Source organism: Candidatus Magasanikbacteria bacterium (assembly GCA_021648085.1).
GTDB lineage: Bacteria > Patescibacteriota > Patescibacteriia > Magasanikbacterales > UBA922 > JAKITS01.
The window spans coordinates 869,092-893,029 of the sequence record JAKITS010000001.1 but is presented as its reverse complement, the minus strand read 5'-3'; the positions used below and the strand labels follow the sequence as shown (position 1 = coordinate 893,029).

20 protein-coding genes and 7 tRNA genes are annotated in these 23,938 nt (G+C 31.0%); 14 read left to right on the top strand and 13 right to left on the bottom strand.

Annotation, left to right across the window (positions count from 1 at the left end):
- Positions 1-206: 206 nt before the first annotated feature.
- The 3 genes from L3J07_04425 to L3J07_04415 all read left to right on the top strand — a co-directional run bounded on the left by L3J07_04425 (position 207) and on the right by L3J07_04415 (position 2,374).
- Positions 207-1,019 carry a tyrosine-type recombinase/integrase gene (locus L3J07_04425; GenBank protein MCF6277050.1) on the top strand — a complete coding sequence of 271 codons (813 nt, stop codon included), beginning with the start codon at positions 207-209 and terminating at the stop codon, positions 1,017-1,019.
- Complete coding sequence (locus L3J07_04420) at positions 1,016-2,254, top strand: O-antigen ligase family protein (protein ID MCF6277049.1); 1,239 nt, start codon at positions 1,016-1,018, stop codon at positions 2,252-2,254. Before L3J07_04425 ends, L3J07_04420 begins: the two co-directional genes overlap by 4 nt.
- 48 nt (positions 2,255-2,302) lie before the next feature.
- Positions 2,303-2,374: transfer RNA gene (locus tag L3J07_04415), tRNA-Ile, on the top strand.
- 65 nt (positions 2,375-2,439) lie between these two features.
- Here the strand turns inward: L3J07_04415 and L3J07_04410 are convergent.
- Entirely contained in the window at positions 2,440-2,934 is a 495-nt protein-coding gene (locus L3J07_04410; protein MCF6277048.1) for a hypothetical protein, read from the bottom strand.
- Positions 2,935-3,273: 339 nt separating this feature from the next.
- Here L3J07_04410 and L3J07_04405 point away from each other — a divergent pair, with 339 nt between their 5' ends.
- Entirely contained in the window at positions 3,274-4,227 is a 954-nt protein-coding gene (locus L3J07_04405) for a calcium/sodium antiporter (protein ID MCF6277047.1), read from the top strand.
- A gap of 3 nt (positions 4,228-4,230) precedes the next feature.
- Positions 4,231-4,950, top strand: a complete 720-nt coding sequence (locus L3J07_04400; GenBank protein ID MCF6277046.1) for an rRNA pseudouridine synthase — start codon at positions 4,231-4,233, stop codon at positions 4,948-4,950.
- Positions 4,951-5,212: 262 nt separating this feature from the next.
- Here L3J07_04400 and L3J07_04395 read toward each other — a convergent pair whose 3' ends face one another.
- Positions 5,213-5,608, bottom strand: coding sequence for a hypothetical protein (locus tag L3J07_04395; protein MCF6277045.1), 396 nt, complete (start codon positions 5,606-5,608; stop codon positions 5,213-5,215).
- 100 nt (positions 5,609-5,708) lie between these two features.
- Between L3J07_04395 and L3J07_04390 the strand changes: the two genes are divergently transcribed.
- The 9 genes from L3J07_04390 (at position 5,709) to L3J07_04350 (ending at position 16,434) form a co-directional block, all read left to right on the top strand.
- Complete coding sequence (locus L3J07_04390; protein ID MCF6277044.1) at positions 5,709-6,770, top strand: AI-2E family transporter; 1,062 nt, start codon at positions 5,709-5,711, stop codon at positions 6,768-6,770.
- A 117-nt stretch (positions 6,771-6,887) separates the two neighbouring features.
- Positions 6,888-7,427, top strand: a complete 540-nt coding sequence (locus tag L3J07_04385) for a hypothetical protein (protein MCF6277043.1) — start codon at positions 6,888-6,890, stop codon at positions 7,425-7,427.
- Between the two features lie 100 nt (positions 7,428-7,527).
- Positions 7,528-10,710 (top strand): lamin tail domain-containing protein, encoded by a 3,183-nt coding sequence (locus tag L3J07_04380; protein ID MCF6277042.1) that lies wholly within the window; start codon positions 7,528-7,530, stop codon positions 10,708-10,710.
- 106 nt (positions 10,711-10,816) lie between these two features.
- A complete protein-coding gene (locus L3J07_04375; GenBank protein MCF6277041.1) occupies positions 10,817-12,508 on the top strand; it encodes a cation:proton antiporter in 1,692 nt (563 codons plus the stop codon).
- Positions 12,509-12,608: 100 nt separating this feature from the next.
- Positions 12,609-12,681 (top strand) — tRNA-Ala (locus L3J07_04370).
- Positions 12,682-12,731: 50 nt separating this feature from the next.
- Positions 12,732-12,803, top strand: a tRNA-Phe gene (locus tag L3J07_04365).
- 5 nt (positions 12,804-12,808) lie between these two features.
- Positions 12,809-12,882: transfer RNA gene (locus L3J07_04360), tRNA-Pro, on the top strand.
- Between the two features lie 116 nt (positions 12,883-12,998).
- Positions 12,999-14,288 (top strand): methyltransferase domain-containing protein, encoded by a 1,290-nt coding sequence (locus L3J07_04355; GenBank protein MCF6277040.1) that lies wholly within the window; start codon positions 12,999-13,001, stop codon positions 14,286-14,288.
- Positions 14,278-16,434, top strand: a complete 2,157-nt coding sequence (locus L3J07_04350; protein MCF6277039.1) for an ATP-binding protein — start codon at positions 14,278-14,280, stop codon at positions 16,432-16,434. Before L3J07_04355 ends, L3J07_04350 begins: the two co-directional genes overlap by 11 nt.
- A 124-nt stretch (positions 16,435-16,558) precedes the next feature.
- On the opposite strand, the gene L3J07_04345 is transcribed toward L3J07_04350, so the two are convergent.
- From L3J07_04345 to L3J07_04295, 11 genes are all read right to left on the bottom strand, one after another.
- Complete coding sequence (locus L3J07_04345) at positions 16,559-16,945, bottom strand: hypothetical protein (GenBank protein MCF6277038.1); 387 nt, start codon at positions 16,943-16,945, stop codon at positions 16,559-16,561.
- A 1-nt stretch (position 16,946) separates the two neighbouring features.
- Positions 16,947-17,507, bottom strand: a complete 561-nt coding sequence (locus tag L3J07_04340) for a hypothetical protein (protein MCF6277037.1) — start codon at positions 17,505-17,507, stop codon at positions 16,947-16,949.
- 1 nt (position 17,508) lies between these two features.
- A complete protein-coding gene (locus L3J07_04335; GenBank protein ID MCF6277036.1) occupies positions 17,509-18,393 on the bottom strand; it encodes a hypothetical protein in 885 nt (294 codons plus the stop codon).
- A gap of 1 nt (position 18,394) precedes the next feature.
- Positions 18,395-18,883: a type II secretion system GspH family protein gene (locus tag L3J07_04330; protein MCF6277035.1), complete on the bottom strand. Its 489-nt coding sequence runs from the start codon at positions 18,881-18,883 to the stop codon at positions 18,395-18,397.
- 3 nt (positions 18,884-18,886) lie between these two features.
- Positions 18,887-20,005, bottom strand: coding sequence for a type II secretion system F family protein (locus tag L3J07_04325; protein MCF6277034.1), 1,119 nt, complete (start codon positions 20,003-20,005; stop codon positions 18,887-18,889).
- Positions 20,006-20,016: 11 nt separating this feature from the next.
- The gene (locus tag L3J07_04320) at positions 20,017-21,390 is read right to left on the bottom strand and encodes a GspE/PulE family protein (protein ID MCF6277033.1); all 1,374 of its coding nucleotides are present in this window, start codon (positions 21,388-21,390) and stop codon (positions 20,017-20,019) included.
- A 113-nt stretch (positions 21,391-21,503) separates the two neighbouring features.
- Positions 21,504-22,217 (bottom strand): hypothetical protein, encoded by a 714-nt coding sequence (locus L3J07_04315; GenBank protein MCF6277032.1) that lies wholly within the window; start codon positions 22,215-22,217, stop codon positions 21,504-21,506.
- Between the two features lie 121 nt (positions 22,218-22,338).
- Positions 22,339-22,412 (bottom strand) — tRNA-Gly (locus tag L3J07_04310).
- Between the two features lie 75 nt (positions 22,413-22,487).
- Positions 22,488-22,563: transfer RNA gene (locus L3J07_04305), tRNA-Met, on the bottom strand.
- 97 nt (positions 22,564-22,660) lie between these two features.
- Positions 22,661-23,791 carry a quinone-dependent dihydroorotate dehydrogenase gene (locus tag L3J07_04300; GenBank protein MCF6277031.1) on the bottom strand — a complete coding sequence of 377 codons (1,131 nt, stop codon included), beginning with the start codon at positions 23,789-23,791 and terminating at the stop codon, positions 22,661-22,663.
- A gap of 33 nt (positions 23,792-23,824) precedes the next feature.
- A tRNA-Gly gene (locus L3J07_04295) sits at positions 23,825-23,896 on the bottom strand.
- Positions 23,897-23,938: the final 42 nt, after the last annotated feature.

Below are 23,938 nucleotides of genomic sequence, written 5' to 3'. Positions count from 1 at the left end.
ATATTATCCCCCTCTTTTATTTTTGAAAAAATCAAATTTATTCCCCTTTTAGAAAGCCTATAGTTATCGTACATCAAGAAAAATATTTTTTGAATTGCGTATAACTGGTTATTATCCGAAGTTTATTTCGGATAATAACTGTATTTTGTATTAAATGCGAACTTATGTTAGTATTCATATATATATAACTTATTTAGAAGTTTACCATGGAAAATATATTATTACAAACAAAAAATTTACTAAAATTAAGGGGATATTCTCCAAAAACTAGAAAGGCGTATTTATTATATATTAAACAATATTTAGATTTTGCAAAAAAATATGACTTGAAAAATAAAAAAGAGGCTATAGAAAAATTTTTATTAGAAAAAGTTGAGCAAAAAAAATCTCCACAAACTATAAATCTAGCTTTAAATTCTGTTAAGTTTTTTTATAAAGAAGTTTTGAAAAACAATGAAAGTATTGATTTAAAATTTACCAAAAGAAGTAAAAAATTACCTATTGTTTTAAGTAGAAAAGAAATACAAGAAATTTTAAAAAGTCTATCTAATCAAAAATATAAACTGGCAATAACATTAGCTTATGCTGGTGGCTTACGAATTAGTGAGGTACAAAATTTAAAAGTACAAGACCTAGATTTAGAAGAGTTAATTATTCATATTAAAAATGCTAAAGGTAAGAAAGACAGAATTACAGTTTTTCCAGAAAAACTAAAAGCAGATTTTCAAAATTTAATCGCAGGAAAAAAAATAAATGACTTTATTTTTAACTCTAATCGTGGAGGAAAATTAAGTACAAGATCTTTTCAATTTGTTTTTCAAAAAGCTCTACAAAAAACAAAAATAAAAAAACCAGCCACTTTTCATTCTCTTCGACATTCATTTGCTACTCACCTACTTGAAAATGGAGTAGATGTGCGATATGTTCAAGAATTGTTAGGACATTCTCATATACGCACGACACAACTTTATACAAAAGTGACAAATCCAAAATTAAAAAATATAAAAAGCCCATTATGAGTTTAGTTTTTTTATTTTTTTTCATATTATTTATTATTTTCGCTTGGAAAAGATTTTTTTGGGCTTGTTTTTTGGTTATTTTACTTTTACCATCTTATTTAGTTCGATTTAGTTTTGGACAAATTCCTACAACCTTTTTAGAGTTAATGATTGGAATTATCTTTATTTTTTGGCTAATTCGACTTTTTAATGAAGACAACAGAAAACTTGCTCAAAATAGAGCAAAGAAATTGTTCGACAATCACAAATCTTTATTGTTTGCGATAGGGATTTTTGTAATTGGGGCTGTAATTAATATAACTATTTCTATAGATTTACGCTCTGCACTTGGAGAATTTAAAGCTTTTTATGTTGAACCTATTATTTTTGCATTTATTTTATACACTTCGATTGAGGATAAAAAGCAGGTAAACAATTTAATTTTTGCTTTAGTTTTAAGTGGATTTGCAACTGCAATTTTGGCAATTTATCAACATTTTACTGGCTTTATGGTGCCTTATTCTTTTTGGGAAAATAGAGATACTTACCGCGTGACAGGTTGGTGGGGATTTCCAAATGGAGTTGGAATTTATTTAGCACCAATTATTCCACTTGCGATTTATCTTTTTGTAAATTATAAAAACAAAATTATTCAAACAACCTCCCTACTTTTTGTACCACTCGCTCTGCTCGCTATTTTTTATGCCAAAAGCACTGGTGCTTTAATTGGAGTTTTAGCTGGTTTATTTTTCTTACTTCTTTTCAATAAATTTACAAAAATAAGTGTAATTATAGCGTCTATTGCTGTGTTTTTGTTTGTAATGTTTGCACCAATGGCAAGTGGAATAAAACAAGAAATTCTACTTCAAGACAGGTCTGGACAACTTCGTATAAATATGTGGGGTGAAACTGTTGAATTACTCCGACACAACCCTATTTTTGGTGTTGGGCTCGCAAGTTATCAAAAAGCTATTTATCCGTATCGTATAGATAAATGGATAGAGATTTTTCACCATCCGCACAATCAATTTTTGACAATGTGGGTAAATATAGGGATTGTTGGTTTGTTTGGATTTATTTTAATTTTATTTTGGTTTTTCAAAACTGCTTTCAAAAACAAAAATATTTTTTTGTTAAGTGCAATGATTGTATTTGTAATAATTGGATTAGTTGATTCTCCTTACATAAAAAATGATATGGCTATAATTTTTTGGCTTTTACCTACTTTTTTACTACTTTTTAATGAAAAAGGTTGACAAACTCGCATAATTATAGTAATCTTACTTTTAGTGCTTTTAAAGTTCGGGTCCGTAGCTCAGTGGTAGAGCAACATACTCATAATATGTTATGCCTCGGTTCAACTCCGAGCGGACCCATTACCTTTTACACACACCATAATATTTGGAAGATAAAACCCGTGTGTAAAAGCAAAAACCCGACATTAAGTAATGTCGGGTATTTTTTTATCTAAAGTATCTATAATGTCCAATGCTTGCTCTGCATATTTTATCCACAAATAATGCTCTGATTTTCTTTTTGCCCAGTCAGGATAAGAATTAGGCAGATCAAGATCTCCTTTTCTTCCTAATGTTAAGCGTCTGGAAGACATAGATCTAAAAGCGATAATTACATCACTATTATTTGAGTCTACCTCTTCTGAAATACCAACAACAATTGGGCAAGAAAAAAGTCCTTCTGGAGTTAAAATAACCAAAAAAGGATCGCGCCCCCACTCATCGACTCTTCTTAATTCAACGCCTCTTGCTTTAAAGATTGTGGCAACTTTATTTTTCCACAATTTACTACTATCTGCAAAAGTCATTTCTGGAAAAACATCGTAAACTTCTTGAATTTCACATATAATACAATCTTGAATTTCTGGTACAGACTTTATAATAAGTTTGTCTATTTTATCCCTACACTTTTTTATAGACACAGATACCTCCACTTTTTCTATTTTAAAAGAACAAAATATTAAACCACAAAAAAGAAAAAATGTCAACAAAAAGGAGCATAAATATCGAAATATCTCAAGACCTTACTATTAAAATTGTGAATATTTAAAGTTCTTATGATTTTATCCCGAGATCCGTTCGACTTCATTCCGCTCAGGATGGTGTATTTAATTTTTCTTTTATTTTTTAAAATTTATTTTTTGTGATTTGTTTACATCTTGTTTCTTTATCATTCTATTGCTTAAATAAGTCAAAAAAGGTATATTAGTTTTATATAATTCACTTATTTCTTAGGTCTTAACCTTAACTCCTCGCTCTGTATGGCATTAACAATATTTTTATTAGTTTTAGGAATTGGTATTTTGATAGCCGGTGGTGAATTTCTAGTTCGCGGTTCTGCGTCCATCGCCAAAAGACTTAAGGTTTCTCAGCTTGTGATAGGATTGACTGTTGTGGCATTTGGAACTTCGGCACCAGAGCTTGTGGTAAATATATTTTCTGCTCTAAACAACTCACCAGACTTAGCAATTGGAAATATTGTAGGAAGTAATATATCAAACATCTTACTTATTTTGGGAATTGCGGCGATAATTTATCCGCTTCAAGTATCAAAAGGAACTGTGTGGAAAGAAATTCCACTTTCACTTTTGGCGGTTATATTACTGTTTATTTTTGGAAATGATGCACTTTTAGACGGGTCTCTCACAAATGTTCTTAGTAGAGCAGACGGCTTGGCATTTATGGCTTTCTTTATTATCTTCCTTTATTATACTTTTGGGATCTCCAAAATAGAAGGTGAAAAAGAGGTAATTCACACATCCAGCTGGTTAAATTCTGTTTTAATGGTTTTAGCTGGAATTGTTGGATTAGGTTTTGGTGGACAACTTTTGGTAAAAAATGCTATCATTTTGGCACAAATTGCCGGAATGTCTGAATCTCTTATTGGTCTTACAATTGTGGCTATTGGAACATCACTTCCAGAATTGGTGACGGCTGTAATCGCAGTTCTCCACAAAAATGATGATATGGCCATTGGAAATGTTGTTGGATCAAATATCTTTAATATATTTTGGATACTTGGACTTACAGCTGCAATAAAACCTTTGGCTTTTAATATCGCAGCCGATATAGATTTATTAGTAAATATAGGAGCTACACTCCTATTATTCTTATTTTTATTTAGTGGAGAAAGAAGAAAAATAAATCGACAGCAAGGTGTTATTTTTGTAATTCTTTATATAATTTATATTATTTATTTAATAAATAGAGGTTAAAATATGCGATTAAATAAATTTTTAGCGCAATCTGGATTGTGCTCTCGTAGAAGAGCAGACGAGTTTATAGAAGCTGGGAAAATAACTGTAAATGGAAAACAGCCAAAACACGGCGTGCAAATAGATCCAAAAAAAGACGAGGTAAAATTTAGAGACAAAATAATAAAACTCTCCGAAGAAGAGTTAATTTATATTATTGTAAACAAACCTGTTGGATATATTACAACTACAACTAGCGACCAAGGCAAGTCTGTTTTGGAACTTTTGAAAGCAAAGTATTATTATGCAATTGGCGGAAAAAGAGAAAGACGAAGAGTCTTCCCGGTTGGCAGATTGGACAAAGATTCCGAAGGGTTGGTTTTGCTTACAAACGATGGAGATTTGACAGAAAAATTGAGTCATCCGCGTTTTGAACACGAAAAGGAATATGAAATTCTGATCGATGAAGATATGAGTGAAGATGACATTGAAAATGTTTCCAAACAAATGCAACTTGGCGACGACAATGTAAAAGGAGCAAAGATAAAAGAAGTGAAAAAAGTAGAAGGTGGATACGCTGTTTATCTAGTCTTGAAAGAAGGAAAAAATAGACAAATCCGCAGAATGTTTGGAAGACTTGGGCATAATATACGAAAATTGAAAAGAATTAGGATAAATAAACTAGAACTTGGAAAATTGCCAGTTGGGCAATGGAGATATGTTGAGAAAAGTGAAATAATTTAAAAAGATGGATCGCTTACGCTTGGATTAAGTAGGACAAAATAAAAAGAGTTGGAAGGACCGGCTAATGTTTTATTATAATTATTTATATTTAATGATATTGCACGGGGATATTTCGACTCCGTTTCACTACGCTCAATATGACATAACTGAGACAATAAATTAAACTAACAAAAAAAAAGAATCTTGAGAAAGATTCTTTTTTTGTGTCAATTCCTTGACAAAAATAAAAACCTCGGACTAATATAGTCCGAGGTTATTTTATTTACAGTTTTTTTCTATTTATTGGGATTAGGTAAAGCGAACACACGATATCTACCAAAGAACTTTTATAAATTTTTTGAATTTTATGGTATGCGAAACTGTGTTCAGGAAATTCAAGGTTTACGGTTCCTGTTCTTTTCATTTCTTCCAAAACTTTATCTTTATTTGGATTAGTTGAAAAAGTTTTTAGAGATTCCTCCAAATCACTTTCAATTCCTTCATAAATACTTGCGATATATATTACCGCTTGCCTAAATTTTTGTACAGCTTCTGGTGTAAGCAAAAGAAGTAAATCTTCCGCAAAAATACGATTGGCATTTAAATGAAGGAAATCTACCCATTCTTCTGGGTTTTGTGAATAAAGATTAAGAAATTCCAAAATCTCTGACTTTTGCATCACTATTCTCCTGTTGTTAAAAGACTTATATACTTAAACAAAATTTAACACTTTTGTCAAGGTCTGCTATACTAAGCTTAGTAAAATTACACAAAAAAATATGCCAAAAACAAAAGTTAATTTTGATAAAATGCGTTCAGCATTTTTCTTTGCACTCATTATACTGCTTAGTATAGGAATGGTTTATTTATTACGACCATTTTTCTATCCTATTTTTTGGGCAGCAATTGTGGCAGTAATATTTTATCCAATTTACAGGTTTACAAATAAATACCTAAATTCTCCGGGTACAAGCTCTATTATTACTATTATTTTATTTACAGTTTTTCTTCTTTTACCTCTTACACTTTTTAGTGTTTTATTTATAAATGAGTCTGTAAACTTGTTTGATAAAATATCACAAAGAGATGTGCTTGGAGATGTAAAAATAGCTGCAGACTGGATAAATAAAACCTCACTAGCACCTTATGTAGAAATTGCCCAAGAAAAATGGACAGGCTATGCGCTAAATGCATCGGAGACAGTGGTTGTGTTTCTTTTTACTAACATAAAAAATATTACACAAAACTCAATGCGTTTTATTGTTATGTTTTTCTTGATGCTTTATACTTTATATTATTTTTTTAAAGATGGAGAAAAGATGTTAAAAAGAATAGTGGAAATTTCTCCACTTGGAAATAAATATGAAAAACTTTTATACAAAAAATTTACTTCAACAACAAAAGCCACATTAAAAGGAACCTTAATTATTGGTGGAATCCAAGGTTTAATTGGAGGGCTTACATTTTGGGTTGTGGGAATTGAAGGTGCTTTTATTTGGGGTGTTATTATGTTGGTAATGTCTTTAATTCCAGCAATTGGTCCATTTCTTATTTGGTTTCCAGCGGTCATTATCTTACTTTTAACTGGAAATATCTGGCAAGGAGTTGTACTTTTACTTGTTGGAAGTTTATTTATAAGTAGTATAGACAACCTTCTCCGCCCAATAATTGTAGGAAAAGATACTGGTCTTCATCCTTTGATAGTTCTACTTTCTACTCTTGGAGGTTTGTTGATATTTGGAATTTCCGGATTTATAATTGGGCCTGTCATTGCAGCATTATTCCTTTCTATAATTACCATTTACAAAGAGTACTACAAAAAAGAACTTAAAAATAATTAAAAAAATAAAAAAAGACTGCTAGAAAGGTCTTTTTTTTATTGACGAAATTTATATTTTGTGCATAAATAGTATAAACTATATTAACAGTTCTTTTAAACTCAAGGCAAAAGGAGAAAGATGTGTTCTTATTTAGATACCGAGACAAGACCAATTAAACTTTTACCCACAATAACAGAGCAAGATTTAGAGGATAAGGGTTTTACTGCAATTGAAAATAAAATAAGCAGAGACGCCACAACAACAGAGCTAATAACAAAAGCTCTGAAAACAGAAAGGCGTAATGGGTATAATTTTACCCTAAAAGAAATCTTTCTAGGTGTTATTTTTTTAGATTTTCACAATTCGGAGACAGAATTAGAAATAATTATTTTTGAAGGTTGGCGTGAAAACAGTGAAGGCAAAAAAACTGTTTTTTTTACTTCAAAAAAATTATTTGTAAGAAAAAATGATCCAGAAAAAGAAAAGAAGATAGAATTAGTACGAGGTTATTGTCTTTTGTCTGCTTTTTTTGATGCAAGACTAATGAAAAAGTCTGAAAAATTAGAATACACTACATTTTGTGAAGTTTTAAAAACTATACACAGTTTTCTTTTCGGGATAAAAAGTAGGATTATATTATTTTGTAAAAAAAATAATTTTAAAACCCTAGACCAATAAATTTTATTGGTCTTTTTTTTTGACAATATTTTTCAACTAACTTACAATAAAATTATTGCCTGTCTACTCTAACCAAGTAGTCTTTTTTTTTATAAAAAATATGAAAATTAAAACCATTTTATATACTATTCCTATATTTTTTCTGGTGAATTTACTTTTTTTGACAGGTTTCAGTAGTTTTGCGCAGTCGTCTTCGCTGGACCATATTATAATTACAGAAATTCAGGTTGCGGGCGAAGGTGGAACAACAGACGAATTTGTGGAAATTTTTAATCCAACAGCCAACAAAATAAATTTAGACGGTTGGAAACTTTATAAACTTACAAAAACGAACACAACAACAAAACATATTTTAATTGATTTTATAGGTAAAATTGGTTCGCAAAAATATTTACTTTTGACCCATCAAAACTACTCAAATGTCAGCACTACTGCTGATTTTATTTTTAATAACAGCAAAACAATTGCACCTAATAACACTATTGTTTTGGAAAATAATAAAGGAGAAATTGTAGATATGGTGGGTTATGGAAAAGCTACAGTTTTTGAAGGTGTTTCACCAGTTAATAAACCAGCCAGCGCAAAAAATTTTTCTAGGATAAAAATTCAAAATGATTTTCAGGACACAAACGAAAATTCAAATGATTTTATAAAAAATGATGCAGATCCTCAAAATAATTCTTACATTCCCCCATTGAACAATCCACCAATAGCAATTCTTTCACCAATTTCTGCAAGTAGCACAATAAATCAAGAAATTTTGTTTAGTGCAGAAAATTCTACCGACGACAAAGAAATAATAAGTTATAAGTGGGATTTTGGTGATGGAAATTTTGATTTTAATACAACGACAACTTATAGCTATGCTGTAGCTGGAGAATTTATCGTGAATTTAACCGTCACAGACGCACAAAATGAAACTGGATTTGCGAGTACGACGATAAATATTTATGAAGAACCAGAAATTACAACAACCACACCAACTTCTACAGAAATAATTGCTAAAATAAAAATAAATGAATTTTTACCAAATCCAAATGAAGATGAAGAATGGGTTGAACTTTATAACCTAACAACTTCAACTGTAGATTTGACCGACTGGTTTTTGAAAGATAATACTGGAACTTTTCCTTTAAATGGCGATATTACAGCTTTGGGATTTTTTGTATATGAATTTTCTAGCTCAAAGTTGAATAATGATGGTGATATAATTCAACTTTTTCACAAAAACGGTGAAAAAATAGATGAAACAAGCTACACAAATGTAGAAAAAGGAAATTCTATTGCAAAAAGTTTGGATTCAGGAAATTTTGAAGAAACTACAACTATCACAAAAAATGCAGAGAACATAATAACTACTCCACCAACCTCCGAACCTGCAAATCCCGTAAGTCAAAATATTGGGACTCCGCCACCAAGTTCAAATCCTGCTCAAAATAATAATTATTCTCATTTGGGCAAAATTATTATAAACGAAATTCTACCAAATCCAGATGGATCTGACATTGAAAATGAATTTATTGAACTTTTTAATGCGGACACAAAAACTATAAATTTGGCAGGTTGGCAAATTGGAGACGAGAGTACAAAAAGATATACAATTAAAAATACAATTTTAGAATCTGGAGAATTTTTGACACTTTTAAGGTCTAGAACTAAAATCGCACTAAATAATACCGGTGGCGACAGTGCAAAACTCTATAATGCAAACATATCACTTGTAGACAGCGTACAATACAGTGAAAAAGCAAAAAATGGAGAAAGTTATAGTCGTGGAGACGAAGGTTGGTTTTGGAGTGAAATAACAAGTCCAGACACAAAAAATGCAAAACAGCCAAAAAATGAACCTCTTTTAATTATAGACGCGCCAACTTCTACAGAAGTTGGAATTTCTGTAAAATTTGACCTTTCTGATTCTACAAATATAGAAGATTTAACTTTTGAGTGGGATTTTGGAAAAAGTACAAGTACGGGAATGTTTGCAGAATATATTTTTAGTGAAACTGGATTTTTTACTGTAAAACTAAACGCCGAAAATTCAGAAGGAGAAAAATTTGAAAAAGAAATTGAAATTGAAGTTTTGGAAGTAGAAAATTTTGCTGGCGGATTTCCTATTGATTGGGAAAATATAGAAATTACAGAAATTTTCCCAAATCCTGCTGGAAATGACGCAGACGAATTTATAGAAATTTACAATTCTGCCGATTTTCCAGTAGATATAACTGGGCTAAAAATTGATGATGAAGACGGAGGTTCAGAAGGATATATTCTCCCAAAAAATTCAGTGATTTTGCCAAATAGTTTTGTAGTTTTTTGGAAAGAAGAAACTAAAATTTCTCTAAACAATACTGGCGACTCCGCTCGCTTGCTTTATCCAGACGACTCTGTCATTTTTGAAATAAATTATGGAAAAACTATAGAAGACGCAAGTTTTGCAAAAATAAATAATAATTGGAAATGGACAACAACCCCAACACCAAACACAGAAAATGCTTTGGAAATAGTTGTAAAAACAACAACTTCACGAAAAAAAGTAAAAACGATTTTAAATTTACCAATAACAGAAATAAGAGTAAAGGTAGATACAGGTGATTTGGTACGAACACAAGGAACTGTGGCGGTTTTGCCAAATATTTTGGCAACTCAATACTTTTATATCGTTGATAATTCTGGAATTCAAGTTTATATGCACAGCAAAGATTTTCCAGAATTAAAAGTTGGAGATTTGGTAGAAATTGTTGGAGAAATTTCACAAGCTTACGGTGAAACTCGTATAAAATTGAAAGGTCGGGAAAGTATAAAAATTTTAAACCATACAAATTCGCTCGCTCCAAAAATAGTAGAAATTGCAGACATAAATGAAAGTTTTGAAGGATCTTTTGTACAAATTGCAGGAGAAATCACAGAAATAAAAGGTTCATATATGTATGTAGACGACGGAAGTGAGGAAATAAAAGTTTACTCCAAAAAAGGCACAAATATAGACAAACGAATGTATAAAATTGCAGATTTAGTGACCACTAACGGAATTGTAGGAAAAACTCGTGGCGGATATCAAATTTTACCCCGTTCCCAAACTGATATTATAAAAACTGGAGTTAGTGACTTTTCTACTGAATATAAAAATAATAGCGAAACAATTTCAAAAGACAGCGCAATAGAAAAATACCTCACCGCAACGGCTGGCGGACTAACTTCTGTTATTGTTGGTTTATTTGCACATTCCAAAAGGAGACATTTTGGCGGATTATTTACGAAACTTGCTGGAATTATTAGAAAATAGAAATATAAAATAAAGAAAGACCACAATACAAGTAGTCTTTCTTTATTTTACCTACTCTACCTAATCTACTCACTTATGGTATAATAGACACATTCAAATAAAATTTATGGAAAATATTTTTTTACAAATTAGCGTGCTTTTTGGAATTACCGTTAGCATTTCTCTTTTTATAAAACTACTTAAACAACCTTTAATAATCGCCTACATCTTTTCTGGACTTTTTGTAGGACCTTTATTTTTAAATTTAATAGACGGATCCGAGCATTATTTTGAATCTTTTGCAGAAATGGGAATTGTCCTTCTACTTTTTATGGTTGGGCTTGGTTTGAATTTAGAATTTGTCAAAAAATCTGGAAAAACTGTTGCAATAGGAACTTTAACACAGTTTGCAGTCACGGGAATACTTGGATTTTTGATAATGTATTTTTTAAATTTTGCTTTTTGGCCGGCGGTTTTTATAGCAGTCGCCATTACATTTTCTAGTACAATTATCGTCACAAAACTTTTAGCAGACAAAAAAGATTTAGATACAACTTACGGTCGTTATATGATTGGATTGTTATTAATCCAAGATATTATAGCCGTAATGCTTTTGATTTTTATAAACACATCTACCAGTAACGGTGGCGTCTGGTACAGAGTTTTAGGCACCACAATGGGGAAAGGATTTGTTTTGGTTGGTGTTGTATATTTTTTGGCAAAATATATTCTCCCCAAAGTTATAGAAAAAGTTGCAAACTCTGGAGAACTTTTATTTATATTTACAATTGCATGGTGTTTTGGTGTAGCAAGTCTTGTTTATATGCTTGGTTTTGGACTAGAAATAGGAGCTGTAATAGCAGGAATATCTCTTGGAACTTCACCATACCAAACACAAATTAGTAGTCGTGTAAAACCACTTCGAGACTTTTTTATTGTTTTGTTTTTTATTGTTTTAGGTAGTGAGCTTCAGCTTGGAGATATACAACAAGCGATAGTTCCCGGCGCAATTCTAACTGCTTTTGTCTTGATTTTTGATCCTTTAATTCTTTTTATAATAATGAGGCGACTAAAATATACTAGGCGTAACGCATTTTTGACTAGTATCACTACAGCTCAGGTAAGTGAGTTTGGTTTTATATTAATTTTTGCAGCAACTGGTGCAGGTTTTTTAGCCGGTGTAGAACTTGCAATACTTACAATTGTTGCACTCTCTACCATTATTGTTTCTTCTTATGTAATCACATACAACGAACAGATTTACAAAAAAATATTACCAATACTCAAAAAATTTGGTAAAGATGTGCAACAAGAAATTGAGGTTAAGACAGAATATCCTGTTTGGATTTTTGGATATCACAGAATGGGTTGGAAAATCTGTGAAGCTTTAAAAGAAAAAGGTATGAAATTTGCCGTAGTAGACTATGACCCAAATACTATAAAAAAACTAAAACAGCGTGATATTCCTGCGTTTTTTGGTGATGCCTCCGATGTTGAATTTTTGGAAGAACTACCTTTAGAAAAAGCAAAGCTTATTATATCTACTATTCCAGAAGTAAACGATCAAAAAACGTTAATTTCACATATACGACAACACTCAAAGAAAATTTATATTATCTCAACACTTTTCCATGTAAAATATTTGCGTGAACTTTACAAAGAAGGTGCAGATTATGTAATGCTTCCGCATTTATTGGGTGGTGAGTGGATTGCAAATACCTTGAAAGAAAATAAATGGGGTAAGAAACTATTTAATGATCTAAAAAAAGAACAAAAAGAAGAATTGAAGTTAAGATTTACAGAAGGAACACACCAATAGATAATATAAAAAACAAGTGTAATGTATTTATAGATGTTTTTATTACTCAAATTCTTGACATTCTAAATAAAAACTTGTATAATTGTGTACATTGCTTAACGGGCCCGTAGCTTAGCTGGTAGAGCGCCGCCCTTGCACGGCGGAGGTCAAGAGTTCGAATCTCTTCGGGTCCACAAGACGCTTTGGTGTCGTAATTGCTATTACATTAAAACAGGTCGGATACGCCGAGGTAGCTCAGTGGTAGAGCAGTGGACTGAAAATCCTCGTGTCGTGAGTTCAATTCTCACCCTCGGCACACATCGGAGTGTAGCTCAGTTGGCTAGAGCACTGCGTTTGGGACGCAGGGGTCGAAGGTTCAAGTCCTTTCACTCCGACAACTTCAAAAACTTCCTTTTAGGAGGTTTTTTGTTTTTACTCACATTGACAAAAATTAAAAAAACAAGTAAACTGAATTTATTATTAACGTGGGGGTAATTTGGAGGAAAAAGTAATGAAAAAGTTCTTTTGGCAATTCTATGCAATTTTGTATGATATTGTGAGATTTTTAAAACCTTACAAATATTTACAAAAGAGAATTTTGGAAGAGTTGAGACTTATTCCACACTTAGATATTTTAGATTCTGGATGTGGAACAGGAAACTCAATAAAAGAAGTGGTTTCTTCGAAGGATTTACCTTATAATATAAAAATTTTTGGAATCGATATCTCTTCTATAATGCTTGGAAAAGCAAGGAGAAAATTGAAAAAATTTAGTAATGTAAATTTTGAAAAAAAAAGAACTGAAAATGAAGCGAAAAATAAAAGATCTTTTGACCGCATAATATCTTCAAACTCGCTTTATACAACAAAAAATCCAGAAGAAGTCATAGAAAATTGGTATAAAAAATTAGAAGACGGTGGTATTTTAGTATTAGTTAATCCTTTTAATCCAAAACCACAAAATATTCTAAATGAACATTTACAATTGATTAAAAAAGAGAGAGATTGGAAAGCAGGACTATTATTTTTTTGTATTTTTCCTTTGTCAGTCTTACTTATGATGATAAACTTAGTTATTGCAAAAGCTGCAAAAAAAGGAAGTACAGTACACTTTATTGAACCTAAAAAACTAGAAGAAATTCTTAAAAATGTAGGTTTTATAATTTTAAATTTTGAAGTTTTGTATGGTGATACTTGTATTTTATTTAGTTGCCAAAAAGACACGGGTCAAATAATTACAAAAGGTGGGGAAGAAATTCTTATTCGTAGAGCACAAACTCCAGAAGAAATAATTGAAACCCAAAAATTAAGATATGAAGTATATTGTGAAGAAATAAAAAGTTTAGACCCAAAAGATTATCCAGACAAAATAGAAATAGACTGGTTTGATCAATATTCTTATCATTTTTTTGCAAAGAATAATTGTGGTATAATAGGGTGTATTAGGCTAATTCCAAATACTCCAAGAGGATTTTTATTGGAAGAGGAGTTTGAATTACCAAAATTTCAAGAAATAGCAAGAATGAAAACACTGGAATTATCTAGATTGTCAGTCGCAAAAATAAAAAGAACTACAAATTTAGGTATTTTAATAACAGCATTTTCATTAATAACCACAAAAAAGAAAATCTATACAAAATATTGGATAGCTGTTTGTCAAAAAAAATATTGGTTAGAAATATCTAAAACTTGTAATATTAAAATTTGGGAATCATATAAAGAATATCACGGTACATTTTCTGCTCCTGGTAGTATTTTTTTTAAAGATAAAATATATTTTAATTTAAATTATGATTTATAATTCATTTTCAATTTTATATTTAATTGTTTTTTCTTTAAATATATTATTAGGTTTAAAAATACTATTTAATAATAAAAAAAATATTTTAAATAAACTATTTGCAACTTATGCTTTTAGTTTAGCGTTTTGGAATATTTCTCTTTTTTTTACAATTACTGCAATAGGCGGGCCTACACTTCAACTTTGGTGGAGTAGGCTCGCTTTTTCTTTTTCTTTAATTTTAGTTAATGTTTTTTTATATTTTTCTTTAATATATCCAAAAACAAAACCAAAAAATAAATTATTTAATTTATTTTATATTATTGTAAGTTTAGTTTTATTTATTTTAACATTAACACCCCTATTAATTACAAATAGTGTTATTATTATTAATGGATCCATAAATGGAACCTTGGGGCCTTTAATTAATTTTTTTACTTTTTATTACCCAACAATTATTATAATAACTCTTATAATTTTAATTATAAAAGTTATAAATTCTAAAAAAATAGAAAAAATTAAACTAGCATATACAACAATAGGTTTTTCCATATTGGTAATACCAATACTTATAACAAATCTATTTTTACCGATTTTATTTAATAATTTTCACTATAATAATATAGGACCTTTATTCTCTTTCCCAATGCTTTTAATCATTGGTTATGCTATTGTAAAACATAGATTTTTGGATATAGAGGTTATTATAAAAAGAGGTTTTATATTTTCTGCAACTTTTGTAGTTGTAGCCACACTATTTATTGCAAGCATGCTTTTTGCCGGAGAGTTTATTGGGCAAACTTATGCACTTGTTTTGGCAGCTTTTATAATTACAATTGGTTTTACACCTTTCAAAAACTCTTTAGAGAGGATTACAAACAAGATATTTTTCAAAAGACAATACCACTTACGCTCTGCACTAGAAGAATTTAATAATCTTCTAATATCAAAACACAATTTGAAAAACTTACTTACAGATACTGCACAAAAAATTAAAGACAAACTCCAAACAGATGATGTCACCTTTATACTTGGGAGTGCTGTTTACAAGAAATTTCATACTGCAAAAGTTTTTGGAGATAAAAATAAAATAAAAATTGAAAAACATAAGGACTTAGTAGAGTATATATCAGACCACAAAAACAAAGAGGCTTTTATAGACAAAAATACAAGTGTTATTTTTAAAGACCATCTGGACTATTTAGTAAGCCATACTCGTATTTTTACAAATGGACAAAGAAAAAAACTTATTCACTTTAAAAAAGCTATGAATAAGTCTAAGTTTGAAGTTATTTCCCCTATTTATTCTCACAAAGACAAAAAATTGATCGCTATATTAATTATAGGAAAAAAGAAGTCTGATGATCCTTTTTATGATAAAGATATCCGACTAATAGACCAGATTTCAAAAGAAGTTGTTTACCCAATTGAACACTCAGAAGCCTTGAGAAAACTTCAAGAAACAGATAAAATTAAAACTGAATTTATAAATGTTTTGTCTCTTCACCTTCGTACACCGCTTTCTTCGGCTCTTTGGGATTTGGAAATTTTATTAGATGGAGATGTTGGAAAAATAAGTAAAAAAATCAGCTCTCACACAAGTGGAATTCACTACAAACTAAAATCTTTAAATAATGGTTTAAATTCACTTTTTACATCACTCGAAATATCAGAAAAAAAAGTAGCTATCAAAAAAGATCCAAATGATTTCTTTAAAAATCTACTGACACCAGCATTAGAAAAAGTAGAAGAAGACATAGAGAAAAAAGGTATAAAAATTAAAATAAAATCTAGTCAAAAAGAAATTACCATAAACTGTGATACAAAAAAAATACAACAAATTCTAGAAACACTCATTTCCAATGCTGTAGATTATAGCCCAAAAAAAAGTACTATTATCATACATCCATCATTAAATGTTCGGACAGACAAATTTACTGTTTCAGTGGAAGACGAAGGTGTTGGAGTATCTACAAAAAACAAAGAATTAATTTTTGAAAAATTCTTTAGAGGAAATGAAATTAAAAAAATAAAACCAGAAGGGTTAGGTGTTGATTTATTTATAAGTCGTAAATTTGCAAAAAAACATAAAGGTCAGCTGTGGTGCAAAGCTAAAACAAAAAAAAGGAAAGGTGCCACTTTTATATTAGAGATACCTTCAAAATAACAAGATATTACCAATAAAAAAATCGCGGTTATCCCACGATTTTTTTACGCTCTAAAAAGCGAAATTCCTTCTAAGAATATACAGTTCACCTTTTACAGTTTGGCAACTATTACTCTAAAAAGTTCTAATTTAGCCTCTCTTCTAAGCTTTGGATTACAACAGGATCTAATGTTAAATTCAGCTCAATCCCCCTTTCTATGTTTTTGTAAGTTGTAGATACATTTACAGTAGTATTTGATACATTTCCAGATATATTTACTCCACAATTATATGATACCATATTTATTGTAGTTGTGTTAAATGTACTATCGTTTTGCAATCTTATTAAAACCTCGTCCACACAAGCAGTTAATCTTTCTTTCGTTTGTACTGCTATAATTTGCTCATCTAAATCCAAAACAGTCATAAGACTAGTTCTGGCAAAACCAAAGAAAAAAATAAACGAAGTAATGCCTATAACAACCAAAAGAAGTATCATTACAACTCCTTTATCATTTTTTATTATAGTCATACTAAATTTCTAAAATACTAGAATTAAAATTTATTGTAGTTGAAACATTAAAACTATTTGAATTAAAACCTTCTTCTGAAACCGTAGGACCTTCTATTTTCAATTCTACGCGCAACCCTGTTAGTGTGCCAACACTATCTCTAACTGCGTGTATGTTCCACTTATCTATATTTAAATCTGGATCTGTTAGCCAACTTTGTGTGCTACTGCTTTGGTTTACAAGACGCAATCTGTTTATATTTTGCTGTGTATCTGCAAATAATGCTGTTGTTGAGACACTTTCCAAAATAAAACTATTTCCATTTTTATTTTGAAAAAATAATCTACTCTCATCCACTCCCAAAGTAGAGCTTGTTATACTAAAAGCTGTTGCATTATTAAACTCATAATGAACTCTGGAGAAAATTACAGAAGCAGAATTTATTATTCTAGATTTTGTGTCTAATTTTGAATAATTTGCAGTAGTTCCCAAAAAAAACATAACTAAAGCAGGTAAAATTATAGCCAGTAAAGCTATGTAAACAAGGGTTCCCACGAGTGTAATTCCGTTTTGCTTTCTCATACTAATAAGAAGGAGTAAAAATTCCAGTACTCACAGAAGTACCATCTTCTAAATAAACAGTTATTGAGATAGTAGAACCTTCCATATTTTGTGTAAATTGAGTTTTATGTAGCTCTACTGTATCTTCACCATCAACCTCTGCATGATGTACAAAAAGCTCTGTACCACTTGTTTGATAGCCGGAAGGAGAGCCTGGGCCAGAGCTAGACCAAATTTTGTGATTATCCAAAAATACTTGTGTTATTTCTGTATTATAATCCCAAGTAAAAATTATACTATCAATATCAAAATCGTCTTCACATATATTTGTAAAGTACACATCTCTCAACTGTTTTCCTCCAGACCAAGAAGCCGATGAAATATCTACAGACAAACAAGAATCATTCACCACAAAACAGCTTCCACTTGGGTTTTGCCAATTTGTTCTAAAACTTTCAAGAGAAACATCTCGCATTTCTCCATTTGTGTCTTGCCAAGTCACATTACTTTCTATTTTAAAAGTATCCAGATCTATTGTATCTGCTTGATTTTCACTTATACCACAACTTGCGCTTCGTCTTATACTACTTACCAAAATTTCTCTTGTAAACTTTCCTGTATTTTCTGGACCATTTTCTAGTAATTGCCAACTGCCAACCTCTTGTGAACTAGTCACAAAATGTAAACTACCACTCGCAGTCTCAAATAAATCACTAAATGTCATAGTTTTTATAGCAGAGACACCTTCTTGTGCAAGCCATAAACCTTCTTGAAAATCTGTATTTTTATAACTATCAAAACTACTCACTACCAACAAACTAGAGAGGGAAAGAAAAATTATAGCCATTAAACCTATTGTTAAAAGAGGCTCTAGAACTGAAAATCCTTTTTTATTTTTTAAAATCATACTACTTCCAAGTAATAAACCCATCTTTTGATACAATAATGGTTGAGGTTGCACCAAAAGATTGCACTAATATCTCTCCGTACTGACTAGTATCTGCGGAAAAAGGTAAAAATACAATTTCGTGATCATTGCCACTTGAACTACCAGAACCACTCACAGACATATTTATAAATTCTATTGCTTTTGTAAATTTTATATTTATATCTTTTGATGTGTCCCTAGCACCATAACTATCGCCAGAAAAAATTACAGCAGTTTCTGTTTTTCTAGTCACTTCATCATAAGGAAAATATATTCCCCAAGAAGTGCCAAAAAGTCCGTTTCTAGCTTTGTTTGCAGCAGAATTAATAACCGAACCAACCTCTTTTAATCCAGTTTCTGCAATAACATTTTGAAAGTTTGTATAAATACCAAAACTAGCAGCGGAAATTATTAAAAATATACTCATTGCTACTATAATCTCTATTGTTGTAAAACCTTTTTGTTTCATTTATTAACCTACAGAACCTATTATCTTATAAATTGGTGTAATAATAGAAGAAGCTAGAAGTGCCACAACCCCTCCTATCAAAAGTATAACAAAAGGTTCTAAAAGTGTAGATAAATTTTTTGTTGTTCCATCAATTTCTTGTTCATAAAATTCGGCAACATATACTAACATTTTATCCAATGTTCCTGTCTCTTCTCCAACTTTAATAAGCCTTGTTGCTAAAATTGGAAACATTTTTTTATGTTTTTCAAGAACTCCACTTATAGTTCCCCCTCTTGCAACCTCTTTCCCAACTCTTTTCATTACTTTTTTATACCTTACATTTTGTAAAACCTGAGAAGATATAGACAAGACTTCTTTTAAAGTCATGCCACTTTTCAGCATAGTGCCCATTAGTCTTGTCAACCTTGCTAAGTTTGTATCTCTAGAAAGCTTACCTGCGACAGGTAAACGCAATAAAATCCAGTGTAAAATAGGTTTTACAAATTTTAATTTTTTCAATACAGATAAAAAAATAAACAATGTTATCGAAAAAGCAATAACAGTAAGATAATCGTCTCTAAATAATTCAGATACCCAAAGCAAACCTTTTGTTGTTGCTGGTAATTCTATTTTTAAAGAATAAAAAAGCTCCACAAGCCCAGGCATTACAAAGATTATAATTCCAACCATTACTATTACAGCAACAGAAAGCACAACCACCGGATAAACAAGTGCACCTTTAACCTTTTTTCTAAGTTCATACTCCTTTTCCATTTGAAGCGTTAAATTTTCTAAATTATTTTGCAATGTACCAGAGCTTTCTCCAGCTTTAATTAAATTTATAAATACAGAAGAAAATATATGAGGATAATTTTCTAAACCAGCAGATAAAGTTCCACCTTTTCTTATATTTCCTTGAAGGCTTTTTAAAATCTTTTTTAAAGAACCAGATGATTGATCCACCAAAATATCCAACGCTTCATCTAAAGTAAGACCAGAACCCAACAAAACATTAAGGTATTTTGTAAATAGCATCAATTCTGTATGTTTTAAATTTACAGATATTCTATTCCAAAGCAGGTTCTGCTTTTTTTTAGATTTTTTTATTATTTTATGTTTTTTATGGTGCTTCTTCTTCATATTAAAATATATTACTCTTGCATAACCCTCATAAATTCCTCTAATGTGGTGTCATGGCAAGCAACTTTTTTCAATCCATCTTCTGCCATTGTTGTCATCCCATTTTTAATAGCTATTTCTTGTAGTTTTGTACTATTTACATGTTTCAAAATTAACTCCTGTATTTCAGGTGTATTCTCCAAAACCTCATAAACACCTAAACGCCCTTTGTATCCTGTATTTCCACACTCGTAGCACCCAGTTGCGGCTGATATTTTGATTGATTTTTTATTTCCAAATAATAAATCTATATGTTCTTTTTTTAGAATTTTTTTAGCCTTAGTTTTTGTAAAAGTTCTTTTTTCTTTACATTCTGAACACAACTTGCGAACCAACCGCTGAGCAATAGCACAAATAAGTGTTGAGGCTACCAAATAAGGCTCTGTTCCCATATCTATAAGTCTTAAAACAGTTGTAGCGGCGTTATTTGTGTGCAGAGTTGAGAGTAGTTTGTGTCCAGTCATAGCTGCATTTACTGCTATTTTTGCTGTTTCGTGATCGCGAATCTCACCAACCATAATTACATCAGGATCTTGCCTCAAAAGAGAGCGAAGTCCAGTAGCAAAATCTAGCTTTGCCTTTCTGTCGACCTGGCTTTGGTTTACACCCTCTATTTCAAACTCTACGGGATCTTCAATTGTGGTTATGTTAACCTCTCTTTTATTTATCTCTTCCAAAATTGCATAAATTGATGTTGTCTTTCCACTTCCTGTTGGACCTGTTGCCAAAATCATTCCCCAATTTTTGTGAATTGCTTTGGAAACTTTTTTTAAATCGTGCTTCAAAAATCCGAGTTGTGTTAATGTTAATTTATGAGATTTACCAGAAAGAAACCGTAAAACTACTTTTTCTCCGTTTGATGTTGGAATAATAGAGGCTCGCACATCTACATCGTTTGTGGGAGTATCAAACTCAAAACGCCCATCTTGTGGAGACCTGTGCTCGTCTGTTCTCATTTTTGTAAGAATCTTCAAAAGTGCTACAAGATGCCTATAGATAGTTTTATTAACTTTAAACCTATCGTATAAAATACCATCTACACGAATACGAATAACAGCTTCCTCCTCCCATGGTTCTATATGCAAATCTGAGGCAGACTCACCGATAGCAGCATACACCATCAAACCATTGAATAGCTCCACTATAATATCTTGGACATGTTTGTGTTTTGCACTCTCAATCAATTTATTTATTTTTTTTGCTGTTACTATTTTTTTATTTGCAGATACTTTATTTACATTCTTTTTTTTACTACCTTTTTGTTTTTTTAAGTCTATTTTTTTAACCAATTTAAAATGATGGCTTCGCCTTTTTAGTTTCATTTTTTTCTTTTTAAGAATTGCCATACTATTTTTTATGTTGGTATATCTTATTATACCACACTTTTGTTGGTGAGATTAAGTAATAAAAATTAAAAAAGCCCGCTGTAAAAAACAGTGGGCTTTTGATTTTTGAAATCTTATATTTCGTTCAAATAGAATCCGTGTGCGTATGCTTCTCGATCTTGCATATAGAAGTGTTTATCATCAATATCAGCATCGATGACTTTGCTATTATCTACACAATACTCTATATGCCCGTTGACTTGCACAATTGGATACTTCTCATTTCCACTAATCATTTCGACAGCATGCCAACAACCATCACCACCTCTTGAAGCGCAAAACACATTTACAAATGTTTGGCAATAGTCATAAGTCTCAAAAATCTCTTTTGGAATATTTATTGAAAAAGTTGCAAACTCTTGCCCTAAAAACGGAATTTCTCTGTAATCAGTCCAATAATCATCGCCGCCAACCCTTATCCAATTTGTACACCACACACCAATTAGATAAGTTTGCGGTACAATATACGGTGAAAATGCAAACTCTTTCACAGATAAAATATTATCTGTATAAAAATCTCTTTCCAGAGTTTCATCACCTGTCCAACGAATATCGAGATGGACGAAATCTGGATTTAGTTCTGTTGGATTTGTCCAATCACAGAACCTTTCTGTATCCACGTCCACCTCAGAAGAAATATCTGAGTATGAGGCATCCGCTCCAACATTTACAACCGTGACCTCCTCTTCAGGTCCACCACAAGCTGTGGTGGAGCAAAAACCCTTACCACAAGCCGTGAATAGAAAAAGCGAAAAGATTACAACAACAAACTTTACTGTTACTGACATTTCTGTCTCCTTTTTTGTGAACGAAAAATGAAAAGAACGAACGACTTACAATACCATAAACTAAGGCTCTTGTCAAGGTTAAAATAAAAAACATCGTTATTTAAACGATGTTTTTTATTTGAGCGGTAAACCAGATTCGAACTGGCGACCTCCTCCTTGGCAAGGAGGCGCTCTAGCCAACTGAGCTATTACCGCATATGGAGAACCATACTAAAAAGCCAAGAATTAAGTTTTTTATTTTACTTATTTCTTAGTACTTAATTCTTTCTTTGGTAGCGGGGGTCGGACTCGAACCGACGACCTGCGGGTTATGGGCCCGCCGAGCTGCCAACTGCTCTACCCCGCGATATAAAGCGCATTTAGAAACAACCTTTTTTGATTTCTAAATACCATTTTTATATTTCTTATTCACAAAACAATAATACCAGACTTTAATAAAAAAATCAAGTCTTTTTATGTGAAACCCCAACAGCTTGAGAAATTTTCTCAAATCCGTCCTTTTTCATAAGCTTAACCAATTCTATATTTATCTTTCCTATTAATTGTGGTCCTTCAAAAATCATTCCTGTTATTAATTGTACCAAAGATGCACCTAGTTTTATTTTTTCATAAGCGTCTTCTGCAGAAAAAATTCCACCAACACCCACAATTACCAAATTATCTCCGTATTTTTTATAAGTTTTGGAAATTAATTCATTTGAAAGTTTTTTTGTAGGTTTTCCACTTATTCCTCCTTTCATATTTTCTGAAATTTTATCTTTCAAGCTTTTATCTTGAAAATTTTTATTTAAATTTCCGATTATTACTCCGTTTATTTTGTATTGGACTATTATTTCCAAAAGTTTTTCAAACTCAACCCACGGTAAATTTATTGGCATTTTCAAAAAAATAGGTTTTTTGCTTTGAATAGAATAAATTTTCTCTAAAAGTTTTAATAATTTTTCTGGTTTTGTAAAAGGTTCGCCACCAAAAGTGTTTGGACAAGAAATATTTAAAGTATAAAAATCTCCAACCCCGCTTTCCAAAACCTTTTTATAACACTCAAAATAATCTTCTACTCCAGCATCAAGTCCTGCTGTTCTTGTACAATTTGTCTTTCCTATTGAAATTCCTTTTACAAAATTAGTTTTTTTGGATTTTTTTAGTCTTTCTATAATTTTTTCTACTCCATCATTTTTTAAACCATAATAAACAATCAGTGCTTTGGATTTTATAAGTCTATGCAATCTTGGTTTTGGGTTTCCTTTGTAATATTCATTTGTAATAGTTCCAACTTGCATAAAACCAAAACCAACACCACCTAAAATATCTATCAATTTTCCATTTTTATCAAAACCTGCAGAAAGTCCAATTGGATTCTCAAAATTAATATCTAAAATATTTTGCTGAAGTGCAGAATTTTTATAATCAAAAAGATTTCTTGTAAAAAATTTTGCAACCTTGCATTTACCCATAAGGTTTCCTACTTTTATAAATCTATCGTGTACAAATTCTGGATCTAGACGAAAAAAAACAGGCTTAAAAACCTTTTTGTAAACCAAACCTATTAAATTAGCTTTGTTTTTTGCAAACATTTGAGAAAATTAGCTGTTTATATAATCAACTAGAGCGGGCGACCGGAATCGAACCGGCATCATCGGCTTGGAAGGCCGAGATAATAACCATTATACGACGCCCGCATAATATTTTGTAAATTTTGAAACAAACAAGAATTGTGAAGG